This is a genomic window from Haemophilus sp. CCUG 66565, from assembly GCF_001679495.1.
GTDB classification, from domain to species: domain Bacteria; phylum Pseudomonadota; class Gammaproteobacteria; order Enterobacterales; family Pasteurellaceae; genus Haemophilus; species Haemophilus haemolyticus_K.
This window is the reverse complement of sequence record NZ_LZOX01000016.1, coordinates 106,656-121,198: the sequence shown is the minus strand read 5'-3', so window position 1 is coordinate 121,198 and position 14,543 is coordinate 106,656. Positions and strand designations below refer to the sequence as shown.

General features: G+C 37.8%; 14 protein-coding genes and 1 riboswitch. Of the genes, 7 read left to right on the top strand and 7 right to left on the bottom strand.

Annotated features, from left to right (window positions below; genetic code table 11):
• Positions 1 to 10 precede the first annotated feature (10 nt).
• From hisS to A9501_RS06060, 5 genes are all read right to left on the bottom strand, one after another.
• Complete coding sequence (hisS, locus tag A9501_RS06080) at positions 11 to 1,282, bottom strand: histidine--tRNA ligase (protein ID WP_065265293.1); 1,272 nt, start codon at positions 1,280 to 1,282, stop codon at positions 11 to 13.
• Positions 1,283 to 1,291: 9 nt separating this feature from the next.
• Positions 1,292 to 2,398, bottom strand: coding sequence for a flavodoxin-dependent (E)-4-hydroxy-3-methylbut-2-enyl-diphosphate synthase (gene ispG / locus A9501_RS06075; RefSeq protein ID WP_005630108.1), 1,107 nt, complete (start codon positions 2,396 to 2,398; stop codon positions 1,292 to 1,294).
• Positions 2,399 to 2,409: 11 nt separating this feature from the next.
• Positions 2,410 to 3,321, bottom strand: coding sequence for a RodZ domain-containing protein (locus tag A9501_RS06070; RefSeq protein ID WP_065265292.1), 912 nt, complete (start codon positions 3,319 to 3,321; stop codon positions 2,410 to 2,412).
• 70 nt (positions 3,322 to 3,391) lie between these two features.
• Positions 3,392 to 3,934, bottom strand: a complete 543-nt coding sequence (gene pilW, locus A9501_RS06065; RefSeq protein WP_065265291.1) for a type IV pilus biogenesis/stability protein PilW — start codon at positions 3,932 to 3,934, stop codon at positions 3,392 to 3,394.
• Positions 3,935 to 4,034: 100 nt separating this feature from the next.
• Positions 4,035 to 5,186: a bifunctional tRNA (adenosine(37)-C2)-methyltransferase TrmG/ribosomal RNA large subunit methyltransferase RlmN gene (locus tag A9501_RS06060; RefSeq protein WP_065265290.1), complete on the bottom strand. Its 1,152-nt coding sequence runs from the start codon at positions 5,184 to 5,186 to the stop codon at positions 4,035 to 4,037.
• Between the two features lie 246 nt (positions 5,187 to 5,432).
• Between A9501_RS06060 and A9501_RS06055 the strand changes: the two genes are divergently transcribed.
• The 7 genes from A9501_RS06055 (at position 5,433) to raiA (ending at position 12,312) form a co-directional block, all read left to right on the top strand.
• Positions 5,433 to 6,311, top strand: coding sequence for a D-alanyl-D-alanine carboxypeptidase family protein (locus tag A9501_RS06055; RefSeq protein ID WP_065265289.1), 879 nt, complete (start codon positions 5,433 to 5,435; stop codon positions 6,309 to 6,311).
• Positions 6,312 to 6,504: 193 nt separating this feature from the next.
• Positions 6,505 to 7,386, top strand: a complete 882-nt coding sequence (locus tag A9501_RS06050; protein WP_005637458.1) for a metal ABC transporter substrate-binding protein — start codon at positions 6,505 to 6,507, stop codon at positions 7,384 to 7,386.
• A complete protein-coding gene (locus A9501_RS06045) occupies positions 7,386 to 8,306 on the top strand; it encodes an ATP-binding cassette domain-containing protein (RefSeq protein ID WP_048953835.1) in 921 nt (306 codons plus the stop codon). The genes A9501_RS06050 and A9501_RS06045 overlap by 1 nt, the downstream gene beginning before the upstream one ends.
• 3 nt (positions 8,307 to 8,309) lie before the next feature.
• Positions 8,310 to 9,158, top strand: coding sequence for a metal ABC transporter permease (locus tag A9501_RS06040; RefSeq protein ID WP_048953834.1), 849 nt, complete (start codon positions 8,310 to 8,312; stop codon positions 9,156 to 9,158).
• Positions 9,151 to 9,972, top strand: coding sequence for a metal ABC transporter permease (locus A9501_RS06035; protein WP_048953833.1), 822 nt, complete (start codon positions 9,151 to 9,153; stop codon positions 9,970 to 9,972). The genes A9501_RS06040 and A9501_RS06035 overlap by 8 nt, the downstream gene beginning before the upstream one ends.
• Positions 9,973 to 10,162: 190 nt before the next feature.
• A riboswitch (glycine riboswitch) is annotated at positions 10,163 to 10,273 on the top strand.
• Between the two features lie 111 nt (positions 10,274 to 10,384).
• Complete coding sequence (locus tag A9501_RS06030; protein WP_048953832.1) at positions 10,385 to 11,755, top strand: alanine/glycine:cation symporter family protein; 1,371 nt, start codon at positions 10,385 to 10,387, stop codon at positions 11,753 to 11,755.
• A 233-nt stretch (positions 11,756 to 11,988) separates the two neighbouring features.
• A complete protein-coding gene (raiA, locus tag A9501_RS06025) occupies positions 11,989 to 12,312 on the top strand; it encodes a ribosome-associated translation inhibitor RaiA (RefSeq protein ID WP_009499739.1) in 324 nt (107 codons plus the stop codon).
• A 71-nt stretch (positions 12,313 to 12,383) separates the two neighbouring features.
• Here raiA and A9501_RS06020 read toward each other — a convergent pair whose 3' ends face one another.
• Both A9501_RS06020 and menH read right to left on the bottom strand, forming a co-directional pair.
• Positions 12,384 to 13,700 carry an MFS transporter gene (locus A9501_RS06020; protein WP_046942200.1) on the bottom strand — a complete coding sequence of 439 codons (1,317 nt, stop codon included), beginning with the start codon at positions 13,698 to 13,700 and terminating at the stop codon, positions 12,384 to 12,386.
• Between the two features lie 55 nt (positions 13,701 to 13,755).
• Positions 13,756 to 14,499 (bottom strand): 2-succinyl-6-hydroxy-2,4-cyclohexadiene-1-carboxylate synthase, encoded by a 744-nt coding sequence (menH, locus tag A9501_RS06015; RefSeq protein WP_048953828.1) that lies wholly within the window; start codon positions 14,497 to 14,499, stop codon positions 13,756 to 13,758.
• Between the last annotated feature and the right edge of the window lie 44 nt (positions 14,500 to 14,543).

Here is a 14,543-nt window from a genome sequence, read left to right as displayed (position 1 = left end):
CCCTTTTAAATTAAAATTGAGTTTGAATATAGTCGATTATATTCACTAAATCTAAGGTTTGCTGATCTGCACCACCTTGTAAGTGTTTAACAACGACTTGTTTATTTTGAACTTCGCTTTCGCCGATAACTAATGCCAATGTTGCACCAGATTTATCTGCACGTTTAAATTGTTTTTTGAAATTACCGCCAGAGCAGTGCAACATAGTATTTAAGTGCGGTAATTCTGAGCGTACTTTTTCTGCTAATTCAAAAGCGGCTAATGTTGTGCCTTCACCTTGATAAACAACATAAATATCCACCGCACTTTTAACCGGAACATTTGGATTAACTTCTTGTACCAACAAGATTAAACGCTCTAATCCCATCGCAAATCCGATGCTTGGCGTTGCATGTCCGCCAAGTTGTTCCACTAAACCGTCATAACGACCACCGCCACACACGGTACCTTGTGCACCAAGGGCTGAGGTTACCCATTCAAATACAGTTTTATTGTAATAATCTAAGCCACGAACGAGTTTAGGATTAATTTCATATTGAATACCAACAGCATTTAATAATGAACATAATTGTCCAAAATGCTCACGGCTTTCATCATCTAGATAATCAAGCAATTTTGGTGCGTTATCTAATACTTTTTGTAATTCTGGATTTTTTGTGTCCAAAATACGAAGCGGATTTTTTACCAATCGATCTTTTTCTTCATCGCTCATTAAATCTTGATGATTTTCTAAGAATCCAACCAAAGCTGAACGATAATTTGCTCGTGCTTCTAAAGAGCCAATTGAGTTAAGTTGAAGTGTCACATGTTGATCGATACCTAATGCTTTCCATAAACGATAGGTAAGCATGATTAATTCGGCATCGATTTCTGGATTCGCAATACCGAATACCTCAACACCTGCTTGATGGAATTGACGGTAACGACCTTTTTGTGGACGTTCATGACGGAACATTGGCCCCATATACCATAAACGTTGTTCATTGTTATAGATCCAACCATGTTCAATGGCGGCACGCACGCAACCTGCAGTGCCTTCAGGGCGTAAGGTTAATTGTTCGTCGTTATCCCAAAATGTGTACATTTCTTTTGAAACAACATCGGTTACTTCACCGATTGCACGCGCAAATAATGGTGTGCTTTCTACAACTGGCATACGCACTTCGGAATAACCATAATTGTTTAATACCTGGCGTACTTGCGCTTCAATCCATTGCCACAATGGAGATTCAGTAGGGGAGCAATCGTTCATTCCGCGAATTGCTTGAATAGTTTTAGCCACGAGCTTTCCTTAAATAATTCTGTTTTTTGGATCTTGTTGTGCGACTTTTGCACGAATTTTTGCTTCTAATTGGTTAACAATATCTTCGTTATCGAAGCGTTCTTTTTGACGTTCGCCATTAAGATAATAACCACTTTTTTTGTTACCACCAGTTACCCCGAGATCTGATACGAGCGCTTCGCCAGGACCATTCACTACGCAACCGATAATTGATACATCCATTGGTGTAATAATATCTTCAAGGCGTTGTTCTAACGCATTTACTGTACCGATCACATCAAATTCTTGGCGAGAGCAGGTTGGGCACGCAATAAAATTAATGCCACGAGAGCGAATTCGTAAAGATTTGAGAATATCAAAACCTACTTTAATTTCCTCTACGGGATCGGCTGCTAATGATACACGTAATGTGTCACCAATACCTTCGGCAAGTAACATACCTAAACCTATTGCAGATTTAACTGCACCTGCACGCGCGCCGCCTGCCTCAGTAATACCTAAATGCAATGGCTGTTTGATAGATTTGGCAAGTAAACGATAAGCTTCTACCGCTAAGAACACATCAGAGGCTTTTACACTCACCTTAAATTGATCGAAGTTAAGACGGTCTAGAATTTCTACATGACGCAATGCTGATTCTAATAATGCTTCTGGTGTTGGCTCGCCGTATTTTTCTTGCAGATCTTTTTCTAAAGAGCCTGCGTTTACGCCGATACGAATCGGAATATTTTTGTCACGAGCACAATCAACAACGGCACGGATACGATCTTCACGACCAATATTGCCTGGATTGATACGTAAACAATCTACTCCATATTCTGCGACTTTTAGCGCGATACGATAGTCGAAATGAATATCTGCTACGAGCGGGACATTCACTTGCTGTTTAATTTGTTTAAATGCTTCTGCGGCATCCATTGTTGGAACAGATACGCGAACGATATCTGCGCCAACACGTTCTAATGATTTAATTTGAGCAACAGTCGCCTCCACATCAGTGGTGCGAGTATTTGTCATTGATTGCACGGCAATTGGTGCATCACCACCAACGGGTACATTTCCCACATAAATTTTTGTCGATTCACGACGCTTAATGCTTGGTTGAAAAGCTGACATCTTTTTCCTTATTAAGGCTGTGAAAGTTTGAATTTTGCAATGCGGCCATCTACTTTTAATGGATAATTTTCACCTTTATAGGTGATACGTACATTACTTGGTGCTCCAACAATTAATGAAAACTCATTGCCATTAAAAGTTAATATTTCACCTTTTTTGTATTCTTTTTGTGCTAATACTCGGCGATTTTTATCTTTTACGCTGAGCCAGCTAGTATTATTTAAGATTTCTACAATCAAGTCTCCTTTCACAGTAGGGGCTGCAGGAGAAATTGATGGATTTTCTACCGCACTTTGAGTGTCTGAAATTGATTTTTCATCGTTTTTTGTTTGTGGAACGGTATTTTCTTGTGTTATTTCTGGTAATACATTATTTGTTATTTCTACTGGTTGTGAGACAGGTGCTGTTGTTTCTGGTGCAATTTTATTACTTTCTTCTGTCGTCACAAGAGCTGTAGCTGATTGATTATTTTCGGTAGAGGTAACATAGCTTTGTACTAAATCATCACGTTCTTGGTTATTTTGTTGGTAACTTTGCCACCACCAAAGTCCAGTCATGCCAAGGACTAAAATAAGTACAATGATAGATAAACGCCCGACCCAACGAGAGTGCGATGAATATTGATTTACTTCACGAGTTGAACGAGCATTTTTACTCAGATCGTTTTTATCATTTTCTGCAAATGTAATATTTTCCCATACAGAATCAGGTAAGCGTAAGAACTTGGCATAGCTACGCACATAGCCTTTTACAAAGATTGCAGGGGTAGATTTTTGAATAAATTCGTTGTTTTCAAGTTGTTGTAATATGGAGGGACGCAGCGAAATTTCTTTGGCCACGTCTTCGAGAGAAAGATTCAAGTTTTCACGTGCTTGGCGAAAAATCTCACCTGGTGAAAGTTCTTGCTCAGTTGTTGGATTCATAAATTCAATTAAATAATATGCGATAAATAAAGGCTAAATTTTAAAGTCCAACGCTTGATTTGGCAATGCTTTATTTAAAGGTATTAAATTTTTCCGCTCGTTTACTATCTGTTTGTCGCAATTTTTGTAATGCTTGTTGATAAATATCCATTTTTTGAGCGGAATAAGCACAAAGAGCCATATTTTCAAATGTATCTGCTTGATGATAATAATTAGGTGAATTCAGTGCGAGTTGAAATTGCTGCTGAGCTTGTTCAAATTGCTTTTGACGACATAAAAATGTGCCAAAATTATTATGTAAGTCTCCCTGTTGATTATTGAGTTTTAAAGCTATTTCATATTCACGATGTGCGTTCTCGATTTCCCCTTGTTGTTGATAATAATGCGCAAGCGCTGAATGCACGAGATAGTAATCTTTATCGTGTTGAAGCGCTTTATCTAAGTTGATTTTAGCGAGTTGAGGATTATTTTGTTGAAGGTAACCTAGTGCAAGTTCTACGCGAGCTTTAGCTGCTGATTGTTGATTGAAATCTTGAATGGTTGATTGAGAAACGCAAGCAGAAAAAATGAAAGGGAAAATCACCGCACTGAGTTGTTTACTTATTGTTTGCATTTTTTCTCCTTTTAACAGGGCAGGAAGAAATATTTAATATACTTTAATTTTTATGAAAACATAGGGCATGTGAATTTGATTAATTCACATGCCTAGAATATTAATTAATTTCTGTCACCCCAATATTTTGTCCAAATTGGCGTTTCATTGCCGTACGTTTAGTACGATCGATAACATCTCCGGCTAGCTGTCCGCAAGCTGCATCAATGTCATCTCCTCGAGTTTTACGGATAATCACGGTAAAGCCATATTCCATCAAGGTTTTTTGGAAGCGGTCAATACGCGTATTCGAGCTTTTTGCATAAGGTGCTTCTGGGAACGGATTCCACGGAATTAAATTAATTTTACAAGGCGTATTTTTTAATACTTCTGCAAGTTGATGAGCATGTTCTACAGCATCATTCACATGATCGAGCATGACATATTCAATCGTAACTTTGCCGTGGTTTGCATTTGATACGCTTAAATAACGATTTACCGAGTCAATCAACATTTTGATATTATATTTTTTGTTGATTGGCACAATTTCATCACGCAATTCATCGTTTGGGGCATGTAATGAAATAGCCAAAGCCACATCGATCATTTTGCTCAAATTATCTAGTGCTGGCACGACGCCAGAAGTTGATAAAGTGACACGACGTTTTGATAAACCATAGGCAAAATCATCTAACATAATTTCCATTGCGGGAACAACGTTAGCGACATTTAACAAGGGTTCACCCATTCCCATCATTACCACATTGGTAATTGGTCTAATGCCAGTCACCCCAAAGTTGCCAATAATTTTAGAGGCTCTCCAAACTTGGCCGATAATTTCTGAAACCGTTAAATTGCGATTAAATCCTTGTTGTGCGGTTGAACAGAATGTGCAAGCTAAGGCGCAGCCCACTTGGGAAGATACACAAAGCGTAGCGCGATCTGCTTCGGGAATATACACAGTTTCAACTTGTTGTTCACCCACTTGCATTGCCCATTTTATTGTGCCATCGGCTGAACGCTGTTCAACGGCAACTTCTGGGGCTTTAATTTCTGCAACAGCTTTAAGTTTTTCTCGTAATTTTTTATTAATGTTTGTCATATTGTCGAAGTTATCTTCGCCAAAATGATAAATCCATTTTACTAACTGATCTGCTCGGAATGGTTTTTCGCCGAGTTCTTTAAAAAATTCGCGCATTTGTTGGCGCGTTAAATCCATTAGATTAATTTTTTTAGCAGGTGCATCTGATTGCACAGACAATAATTCTGACATTTTAGCCTCGTTATTACACATTGTGGCGATAGCGTTGTGTTGGTGTTTTTATCAAAAGCTCACAACGAAAAATTCGCAATTAAAAAATGAACGGCGATTGTACAGATTTGTCACCGTATAATCTAGCGGAATTGAAAAACTATGGAAAATATCACCGAACTTTTTTGCGATCTAGATCGAAAATATTTCCAATTACAGCGTAAAAAGTGCGGTAAAATGTGAGCCTATTTTTTAAGGTGACCAATAATGTTTAAAAAAGCTTTATTTATTTTATCTTTGTGTCCTTCTTTTGCAGTGGCACAGTCTTATGTTGTGTATGATTTTACGCATAATCGAGTGTTGGAAAGCCATGCGCCTGATAGCGTTCAGCCTATTGCTTCTGTAACGAAATTAATGACGGCGAACGTTTTTCTAGAGAATAATACAAATCCTAATTGCACTATTGCGATAACCAGTGACGATCGTGATTACATTAAAGGTACAAGCACGAAATTACCGATGAATGTTCCGATGGCTTGCAGAGAATTATTAAAGGCGATGCTCGTGCATTCTGATAACTATGCCGCCCATGCGCTTTCTCGTGCAGCAGGAATGAGCAGAATACAATTCATTAATAAAATGAATGAAAAAGCTCGTCAATTAGGTATGTATTCTACTCGTTTTCATGATAGTTCTGGTTTATCGAGTAGCAATATCTCTAGTCCTATGGATTTAGTTAAACTTGCTAAACATTCTTTAAATAAACCTGAAATTCGACAATTATCCAATATCAGTGCTACAAATATTCAAGCTGGAAGACATAGCATATTAATGAAAAATACAAATAAATTAGTGCGTGATGAAATTTTTGATGCTGTAGTAAATAAGACAGGCTACATTCGAGAATCTGGTTATAACCTTGTTTTCATTAATAAACACCCATGTAAAAGTTCCACCATCGGTGTAATTAGTCTCAATAATTCTTCTTCGGCATATCGTTCTAGCTTTACTAAAAGCAAATTAGAGAAATATGGTTGTACGGCATTGAATGGACGAACCATTCATGATGTTGAAGGCGAGGCACAATATGAAGAGGGCTATGATGAAGAAGGATTAAATAATTTAATTAAAAGAATTTCAGGATAATAAGTGTTATAACCATAGAGAAAACCTATCATTATTTTTGTTATGCTCTTCATAAGTTATAAGAAAAAACTTTAACTTGATAATCATTTTTATTTGAGATTAAGTTAAAAGGTGATAGTATGATATTTGATGAATAATTGTTGAGCGATTATTCAGGCATCCAACCTCTATACTTTTTTTATAAGGACATCTTATGCGAAATTCATTAAAAATTATGACCGCACTTGCACTTGGTTTGTTTGCAATGCAGGCTAATGCAAAATTCAAAGTCGTCACCACCTTCACCGTGATTCAAGATATTGCACAAAATGTGGCAGGCAATGCAGCTACAGTAGAATCTATCACCAAACCAGGTGCTGAAATTCATGAATATGAACCTACTCCAAAAGACATTGTGAAAGCACAATCTGCTGATTTAATTTTATGGAATGGTTTAAATTTGGAACGTTGGTTTGAGCGTTTCTTCCAAAATATTAAAGATAAACCAGCTGTGGTGGTGACAGAAGGTATTCAACCATTGTCTATTTATGAAGGCCCGTATAAAGATGCGCCTAATCCACACGCTTGGATGTCGCCATCTAATGCATTAATTTATATTGAAAATATTAAAAATGCATTGGTGAAATACGATCCACAAAATGCAGCAGTGTATGAAAAAAATGCCGCTGACTACGCTCAAAAAATCAAACAACTTGATGAACCACTTCGTGCAAAATTGGCACAGATTCCAGAAGCGCAACGCTGGCTTGTGACAAGTGAAGGTGCTTTCAGTTATTTGGCGAAAGATTACAACTTAAAAGAAGGCTACTTATGGCCAATTAATGCTGAACAACAAGGCACACCACAACAAGTGCGTAAAGTGATTGATTTAGTTCGTAAAAACAATATTCCTGTTGTGTTTAGTGAAAGTACAATTTCAGCAAAACCAGCACAACAAGTAGCGAAAGAAAGTGGCGCAAAATACGGTGGTGTGTTGTACGTTGATTCACTTTCTGCGAAAAAAGGCCCTGTGCCAACTTATATTGATTTGCTTAACGTCACTGTATCAACCATTGTTAAAGGATTCGGAAAATAATGGACTCTTTCTCGACATCAATTTGGGTTAATGATGTAACTGTTCGTTACAACAATGGCCACACAGCTATTCACAATATGACGTTCTCATTAAACAGTGGAACTATTTGTGCATTAGTGGGTGTGAATGGCAGTGGTAAATCTACGTTATTTAAAAGCATAATGGGGCTTGTGAAGCCACAACAAGGTGAAATCAAACTTTGTGATCTGCCAATTTCCCAAGCACTGAAACGTAATTTAGTTGCTTATGTTCCACAATCTGAAGAAGTAGACTGGCAATTTCCGGTGTCAGTGTATGATGTCGTGATGATGGGGCGTTATGGGTATATGAATTTCCTTCGTATCCCCAAAGCGATTGATAAACAAAAAGTTCAAGAGGCGATGCAGCGAGTGAACATTGAACATCTCGCGCATCGTCAAATTGGTGAGTTATCTGGCGGGCAGAAAAAACGCGTGTTTTTAGCCCGCGCTTTAGCACAACAAAGTCCAATTATTTTATTGGATGAACCTTTCACTGGCGTTGATGTGAAAACTGAAAATGCCATTGTTGATCTTCTTCAACAGCTTCGAGAAGAAGGTCATCTTATTCTTGTCTCAACTCATAACTTAGGGTCTGTTCCTGATTTCTGTGATCAAGTGGTGATGATTAATCGTACGGTGATTGCCGCAGGGAAAACGGAAGATACCTTTAACCAACATAATTTGGAAATTGTGTTTGGTGGGGTATTACGCCATATTAAATTGTTGGGTGAGGATTTACATAACGATGAAGATAAACGTGCCGTTACCGTCTTAACGGATGATGAAAAAGCCGTTGTATTCTATGGCGAAACTAAGCAAGATCCTCCAGCGCCAACAACTCAGGATTGCCATTTTGAAGACTGTCCTTGCAAAAGTGCGGTCAAAAAAGAGAAGGAGTAAGGCATGTTAGCATTATTATTAGAACCTTTCTCCTATGATTATATGCTCAAGGCGATGATCTTGAGTACAGCAGTTGGTGGGATTTGTGCTTTTTTGTCTTCATATTTAATGCTTAAAGGCTGGTCTTTGATTGGCGATGCACTTTCTCATTCGGTTGTGCCTGGTGTCGCGATAGCTTATGCCTTTTCTTTGCCTTATGCCCTTGGTGCATTTTTTGCCGGAATTTTAGCCGCACTTTCCATTCTTTGGATTAAATCCATTTCTAAACTGAAAGAAGATGCCGTTATCGGGTTTATTTTCAGTACTTTCTTTGCATTAGGTCTATTGATCATTTCTTTAAATCCAACTGCAGTAAATGTGCAAAGTATCATTTTAGGCAATATTTTAGGTATTGCCGACGAAGATATTTACCAAGTGGCAATTATCATCGGTGTTTGTTTAGTATTACTTTTATTATTTTGGAAAGATTTACTGTTGATTTTTTTCGATGAAACACAAGCAAGAACGGTAGGGCTTTCGCCATTATTTTATAAAGTTTTGTTTTTTACTCTATTAAGTGCTTGTGTGGTGGCTGCCTTGCAAACTGTAGGCGCAATTTTAGTGATTGCGATGGTCATTACCCCGGGTGCGACAGCATATTTACTGACAGATAAATTCAAAACCTTGTCAATCATCGCTATTATTTTAGGGGCGGTGACAAGTTTTGTTGGGGTCTATATTAGCTATTATTTAGATGGTGCCACAGGCGGTGTGATTGTCACATTGCAAACATTATTATTCTTGGCCGCTTTCTTATTTTCACCAAAATATGGCTTATTAACTCGTAATAAAAAGGCGGTAGAAAATGTTTGATTGGATTTTAGAACCGCTACAATTTGAGTTTATGCAAAATGCCTTATTGACCGCATTGATTGTTTCGATTATCTGTGCATTACTTTCTTGTTATTTAGTCTTGAAAGGCTGGTCATTGATGGGTGATGCCATTTCTCACGCTGTATTACCCGGTATTGTGCTTGCTTATTTAGCGGGAATCCCTTTAGCTATTGGGGCATTTTTCTCAGGCATTTTTTGCTCGCTTGGCGTGGGATATTTGAAAGAAAATAGTCGTATAAAAGAAGATACAGCAATGGGCATTGTATTTTCTGGAATGTTTGCCATTGGTCTTGTTATGTTCACCAAAATTCAAACAGAACAGCATTTAACGCATATTTTGTTTGGTAATGTATTGGGCGTAAGTCATCAAGAGCTTATTCAAAGTGCGGTTATTTCTGCGGTAATTTTTTGTATGATTGTCTTTAAACGTAAAGACTTTTTGCTTTATTGTTTTGACCCAAGTCACGCCCGTGTTGCAGGGCTTTCTCCTAAAATTTTACATTATGGCTTATTAATGTTGCTTGCTTTAACCATTGTAAGCACGATGCAAGTGGTAGGTGTTATTTTGGTGGTGGCAATGTTAATTGCACCAGGAATTACCGCACTTACGCTCACAAAATCTTTTGATAAAATGTTATGGATTGCTATTGTCAGTTCCATTACATCAAGCCTAATTGGTGTAATATTGAGCTATCATTTTGATGCGTCAACTGGTGCTTGTATTATTTTATTACAAGCGATATTTTTCATAGGAGCATTATTTTTGAGTCGCATAAAGCAAAAAACGTACTAAGTTTTTATTACTTAACTTATTATTCAAAATGATTTTTGAAATTTATTTCTTATTTTGTTAGAATTCATACACTTTTTATCTCTTATATAGGGATGAAAAGTGAGTTCGGATGAAGGTAGCTGGAGAGCGGGGAATTGACCCCACACCGACGATGTAAAATCTTTCAGGTGCGATGGCAGGGACTGTTACTGGACGAACCCTTGGAGAGATCCATTTTAGAAATGGACGCCGAAGGCGCAAAAGAGCGGTTAATTTTTCAATCGTTTTTCAAACGCTCAGGCAAAAGGACAGGGGCAAAAGACAATCTATCGTAAGTGTGGAAATTATCTATCTTTTCACCGCACTTTCTTTTCCATTGTATCTTTTCGTCTTCTTGTCGTGTTTATTTTTGATTTAAACGACGAGGAATCACATGACAATTGAGTCAATTCTTTCAGCTATTGATAGCTTTATTTGGGGCGCACCGCTACTCATACTCTTATCGGGAACAGGGCTTTATTTAACGCTACGTTTAGGCTTTATTCAAATTCGCTATTTACCACGTGCGCTAGGTTATTTATTTAAAAAAGATAAAGGTGGAAAAGGTGATGTGTCATCTTTTGCCGCACTTTGTACCGCATTAGCAGCAACGATCGGAACAGGGAATATTGTGGGCGTTGCAACTGCTGTACAAGCTGGTGGACCTGGTGCCATTTTTTGGATGTGGCTAGTCGCCTTGTTAGGAATGGCAACAAAATATGCCGAATGTTTACTCGCAGTTAAATATCGTGTTCGCGATAAAAATGGCTTTATGGCTGGCGGTCCAATGTATTACATTGAAAGCGGTCTAGGTATCAAGTGGCTAGCAAAATTATTTGCATTATTTGGTGTAATGGTTGCCTTTTTCGGAATCGGTACATTCCCACAGGTCAATGCGATTACCTATGCAATGCAAGATACTTTTAATGTTCCGGTTTTAGTTACTGCAATTATTGTGACTCTTTTAGTCGGCTTAATCATTCTTGGTGGTGTAAAACGTATCGCAACCGCATCATCGGTAATTGTACCGTTTATGGCGATTTTATACGTCACTACTTCACTGGTTATTATCCTCTTAAATATAGAAAAAGTACCAGATGCGATCTCATTAATTATTTATAGCGCTTTTGAACCGCAAGCTGCGCTAGGCGGGGCTGTTGGCTTTACCGTAATGAAGGCTATTCAATCAGGCGTTGCTCGAGGCATTTTCTCCAATGAATCAGGTTTAGGAAGCGCACCAATTGCAGCCGCAGCGGCACAAACTCGTGAACCTGTTCGCCAAGGCTTAATTTCCATGACAGGTACATTCTTGGATACCATCATCGTTTGTACAATGACAGGTATTGTATTAGTGTTAACAGGCGCTTGGAATAACCCTGAGTTAGCGGGTGCAACAGTAACAAACTACGCCTTTGCACAAGGTTTAGGGACATCAATTGGCGCAACAATTGTAACTGTCGGTTTATTATTTTTTGCATTCACAACTATTTTAGGCTGGTGTTACTATGGTGAACGTTGTTTTGTTTATCTCGTTGGTATTCGTGGCGTAAAACTATATCGTTTAGCTTATATTGTGTTGGTAGGGTTAGGGTCATTCTTACACTTAAATTTAATATGGATTATCGCCGATATCGTAAATGGTTTAATGGCCTTTCCAAATCTCATCGCACTCATTGGATTGCGAAAAGTTGTGATTGAAGAAACAAAAGATTATTTCCAACGATTGAAAATAAATCATCACGATCAAGATGAAATCGTAGAATAATCAAATGAAAAAAGGTGTAGATACAGTCAATATCCACACCTTTTTCTTATCACAATTTCCCATCTTAACAACTTATCTTAGAAAGAAAAGCAGCTTTTTTCAGAAATTAGACATAGATCATATTTTTAAAAATTACTTTGACATTTTCTCTTAAAACCCTTGAAAACCCGAATTAAGAAAGCTATTTTGTAGTTAAAGAAAACTATAAATCACGCAACAAAGAGGTAAATGCTATGACACTTAATATCACCAGCAAACAAATGGAAATCACCCCTGCAATTCGTGAACACGTGGAGGAAAGACTCGCGAAATTAGGTAAATGGCAAACACAGTTAATTAACCCCCATTTTGTTTTAAACAAAGTACCGAATGGATTTACTGTAGAGGCATCTATTGGCACGCCACTGGGCAATTTATTGGCCAGTGCAACCTCAGATGATATGTATAAAGCAATTAATGAAGTTGAAGAAAAATTAGAGCGCCAGCTTAATAAACTTCAACATAAAAGTGAATCTCGCCGAGCAGATGAACGCTTAAAAGATTCGTTTGAAAGTTAATATTGAAAATAAACTAAAGAAAGAAAAGCAAAAGAGCGGTGAAATTTTACCGCTCTTTTTTCTTACTAGGATTAGATTTGTGTTAAATCTACATTTTTGGTTTCTTTTGATGCTAATAATGCCAATAGCGTCATGAGGGCATTGATTGCTAAATAAATACCTACGCCCATCACACCAAATGATGCATTAATTTTTAAAGAAATCATCGCTGCAATCGTTGCACCAATAATTGATGCTAAATTATAAGCAAGAGATGCACCAGAATAACGCACTTCTGTTGGGAATAATTCTGGTAATAGCGCAGCCATTGGACCAAATGTCATCCCCATGATCGCCATACCAATTACTAAAAATGCAAATACACTCATTGGAGTACCATTTTCTAAGAAGAATGGCATTGTTAAACCGAGCACACCAACAGCAACAGTCACCCAAATCAACCATTTACGGCGACCAATTTTATCGGCATAAACACCAGAAATACTGATAAAAATACCAAATACAATGGCACTAATTAATAACAGGCCAGTAAAAGTATTTGCTGGGATGCCTAAGCCCAGCGCATAACCTGCTTCAGAAATCTTTGGTGCGGTTCGAGAATATGCCTGAGCAAAAGCCGTCATAATGTAAAACAAAGAATAAGTTGCCACCATAATAAATGTGCCAATAATCATTGGTTTTAAGTGTTTAGTAAAAACAACACTCACTGGTGCATTCAATTTTTTGCCTTTTTGCTCCGCTTCCACAAATACATGGCTTTCATGCAAGGTCAAGCGAACATATAAGCCGACAGCGACTAATAAAACGGAAGATACAAACGGAATACGCCATGCCCATTCCACAAGAGCATCTTGCCCGAGGAAATAGCTAACTAAGAAGAATGTTGCATTCGCTACAAATAAGCCGATTGGCGCACCTAATTGAGGGAAAGTACCATACCATGCACGTTTACCTTCCGGCGCATTTTCTGTTGCAACTAAAGCTGCACCGCCCCATTCACCACCGAGTCCAATACCTTGACCAACACGGCATACGCAAAGCAAAATTGGCGCCCAGATACCGATTTGAGCATAGTTAGGAAGTAAACCAATAACCACTGTTGAACCGCCCATTAAAACAAGGGAGGCAACCAAGGTTTTTTTACGACCAATTTTATCGCCAAAATGACCAAATAATGCAGAACCAATAGGACGTGCAAAAAATGCAAGCGCAAGCGTAGAAAGAGAAAGTAAATCATTAGAAAGCGGATCATCGCTATGGAAGAATTGCGTATTGAAAACTAATACAGCGGCAGCCGCATAGATATAATAATCAAAAAATTCGATTGCCGTACCGACCATCGAGGCTAACGCCACTTTCATCGGATTATTACGAAGTTGTGTAGACATTGTGTTTCCTTAGTAGTTTCTTATAAAGATAAAGGATCGAATCCTAGCATTTTAACTAAGGTCTAGCAATTTTTAATACGCAACTTTCGATTCTTTTAGAGAAATATTTTGAATTTTCTAAATGTGAGTTATGCCCAGCGGAAGGAATGGTTACTAAATCTATTTGATTTTCTTTGGCTAGAACCTGGAACTTATGATCTCGTTCCCCACAAAAATAAAAAAATGGCAAAGAACTTAACCGCACTTTTTCACTAAAATCAGGTTGTTTAGATAGACTTGTCGCCATCAGCATCTTGCCAATATTTTCACTGCAATTTGATTTTCGTTTTTCAACTAACTGCAGTCGTTCTTTTGCAGTCAAATGAGAAAATACGGGCTGTTGATACCAATCATTTAATACATTTTCTGGTGATTCTTGCATAAAACGTTGCGCCCAAGCAAAATCTTGCTGAAAACGAGCCTGCTTTTCTTCGTCTGTTTTTAAACCTAGATTCGCCCCTTCTAAAATAACACCTTGCAAATTAGATCTTTCCACTTGAGCTTGCAGCGCATAATACAAAGTGATCCGTCCGCCTAAAGAATACCCAACAAGAAAATAAGGTTCATTTTTCACCGCACTTTTAATTTGCTGAGCCAAATACTCCGCCGTTTCTTCAAAATTTGTGACTTCAATATCTTTAGCTTGCCCGTGAAAAGGTAAATCTAGTGCAATACAATTAAAGTGCGGTAAATTTTCAATGACTTTTTGCCAGTCGTTTTTTGTACCAAGAAGTCCGTGAAGAAAAATGATGTTTATCATTGAAAGGATTATTGATAGAAAATAATAAAATATGGCGGACTAAA

What these genes read in the sequence shown, in the direction of transcription:
- ispG (WP_005630108.1), bottom strand. Translation starts at nt 2,398, where the DNA reads ATGTCAGCTTTTCAACCAAGCATTAAGCGTCGTGAATCGACAAAAATT.
- A9501_RS06070 (WP_065265292.1), bottom strand. Translation starts at nt 3,321, where the DNA reads ATGAATCCAACAACTGAGCAAGAACTTTCACCAGGTGAGATTTTTCGC.
- pilW (WP_065265291.1), bottom strand. Translation starts at nt 3,934, where the DNA reads ATGCAAACAATAAGTAAACAACTCAGTGCGGTGATTTTCCCTTTCATT.
- A9501_RS06060 (WP_065265290.1), bottom strand. Translation starts at nt 5,186, where the DNA reads ATGTCAGAATTATTGTCTGTGCAATCAGATGCACCTGCTAAAAAAATT.
- A9501_RS06055 (WP_065265289.1), top strand. Translation starts at nt 5,433, where the DNA reads ATGTTTAAAAAAGCTTTATTTATTTTATCTTTGTGTCCTTCTTTTGCA.
- A9501_RS06050 (WP_005637458.1), top strand. Translation starts at nt 6,505, where the DNA reads ATGCGAAATTCATTAAAAATTATGACCGCACTTGCACTTGGTTTGTTT.
- A9501_RS06045 (WP_048953835.1), top strand. Translation starts at nt 7,386, where the DNA reads ATGGACTCTTTCTCGACATCAATTTGGGTTAATGATGTAACTGTTCGT.
- A9501_RS06040 (WP_048953834.1), top strand. Translation starts at nt 8,310, where the DNA reads ATGTTAGCATTATTATTAGAACCTTTCTCCTATGATTATATGCTCAAG.
- A9501_RS06035 (WP_048953833.1), top strand. Translation starts at nt 9,151, where the DNA reads ATGTTTGATTGGATTTTAGAACCGCTACAATTTGAGTTTATGCAAAAT.
- A9501_RS06030 (WP_048953832.1), top strand. Translation starts at nt 10,385, where the DNA reads ATGACAATTGAGTCAATTCTTTCAGCTATTGATAGCTTTATTTGGGGC.
- raiA (WP_009499739.1), top strand. Translation starts at nt 11,989, where the DNA reads ATGACACTTAATATCACCAGCAAACAAATGGAAATCACCCCTGCAATT.
- A9501_RS06020 (WP_046942200.1), bottom strand. Translation starts at nt 13,700, where the DNA reads ATGTCTACACAACTTCGTAATAATCCGATGAAAGTGGCGTTAGCCTCG.
- menH (WP_048953828.1), bottom strand. Translation starts at nt 14,499, where the DNA reads ATGATAAACATCATTTTTCTTCACGGACTTCTTGGTACAAAAAACGAC.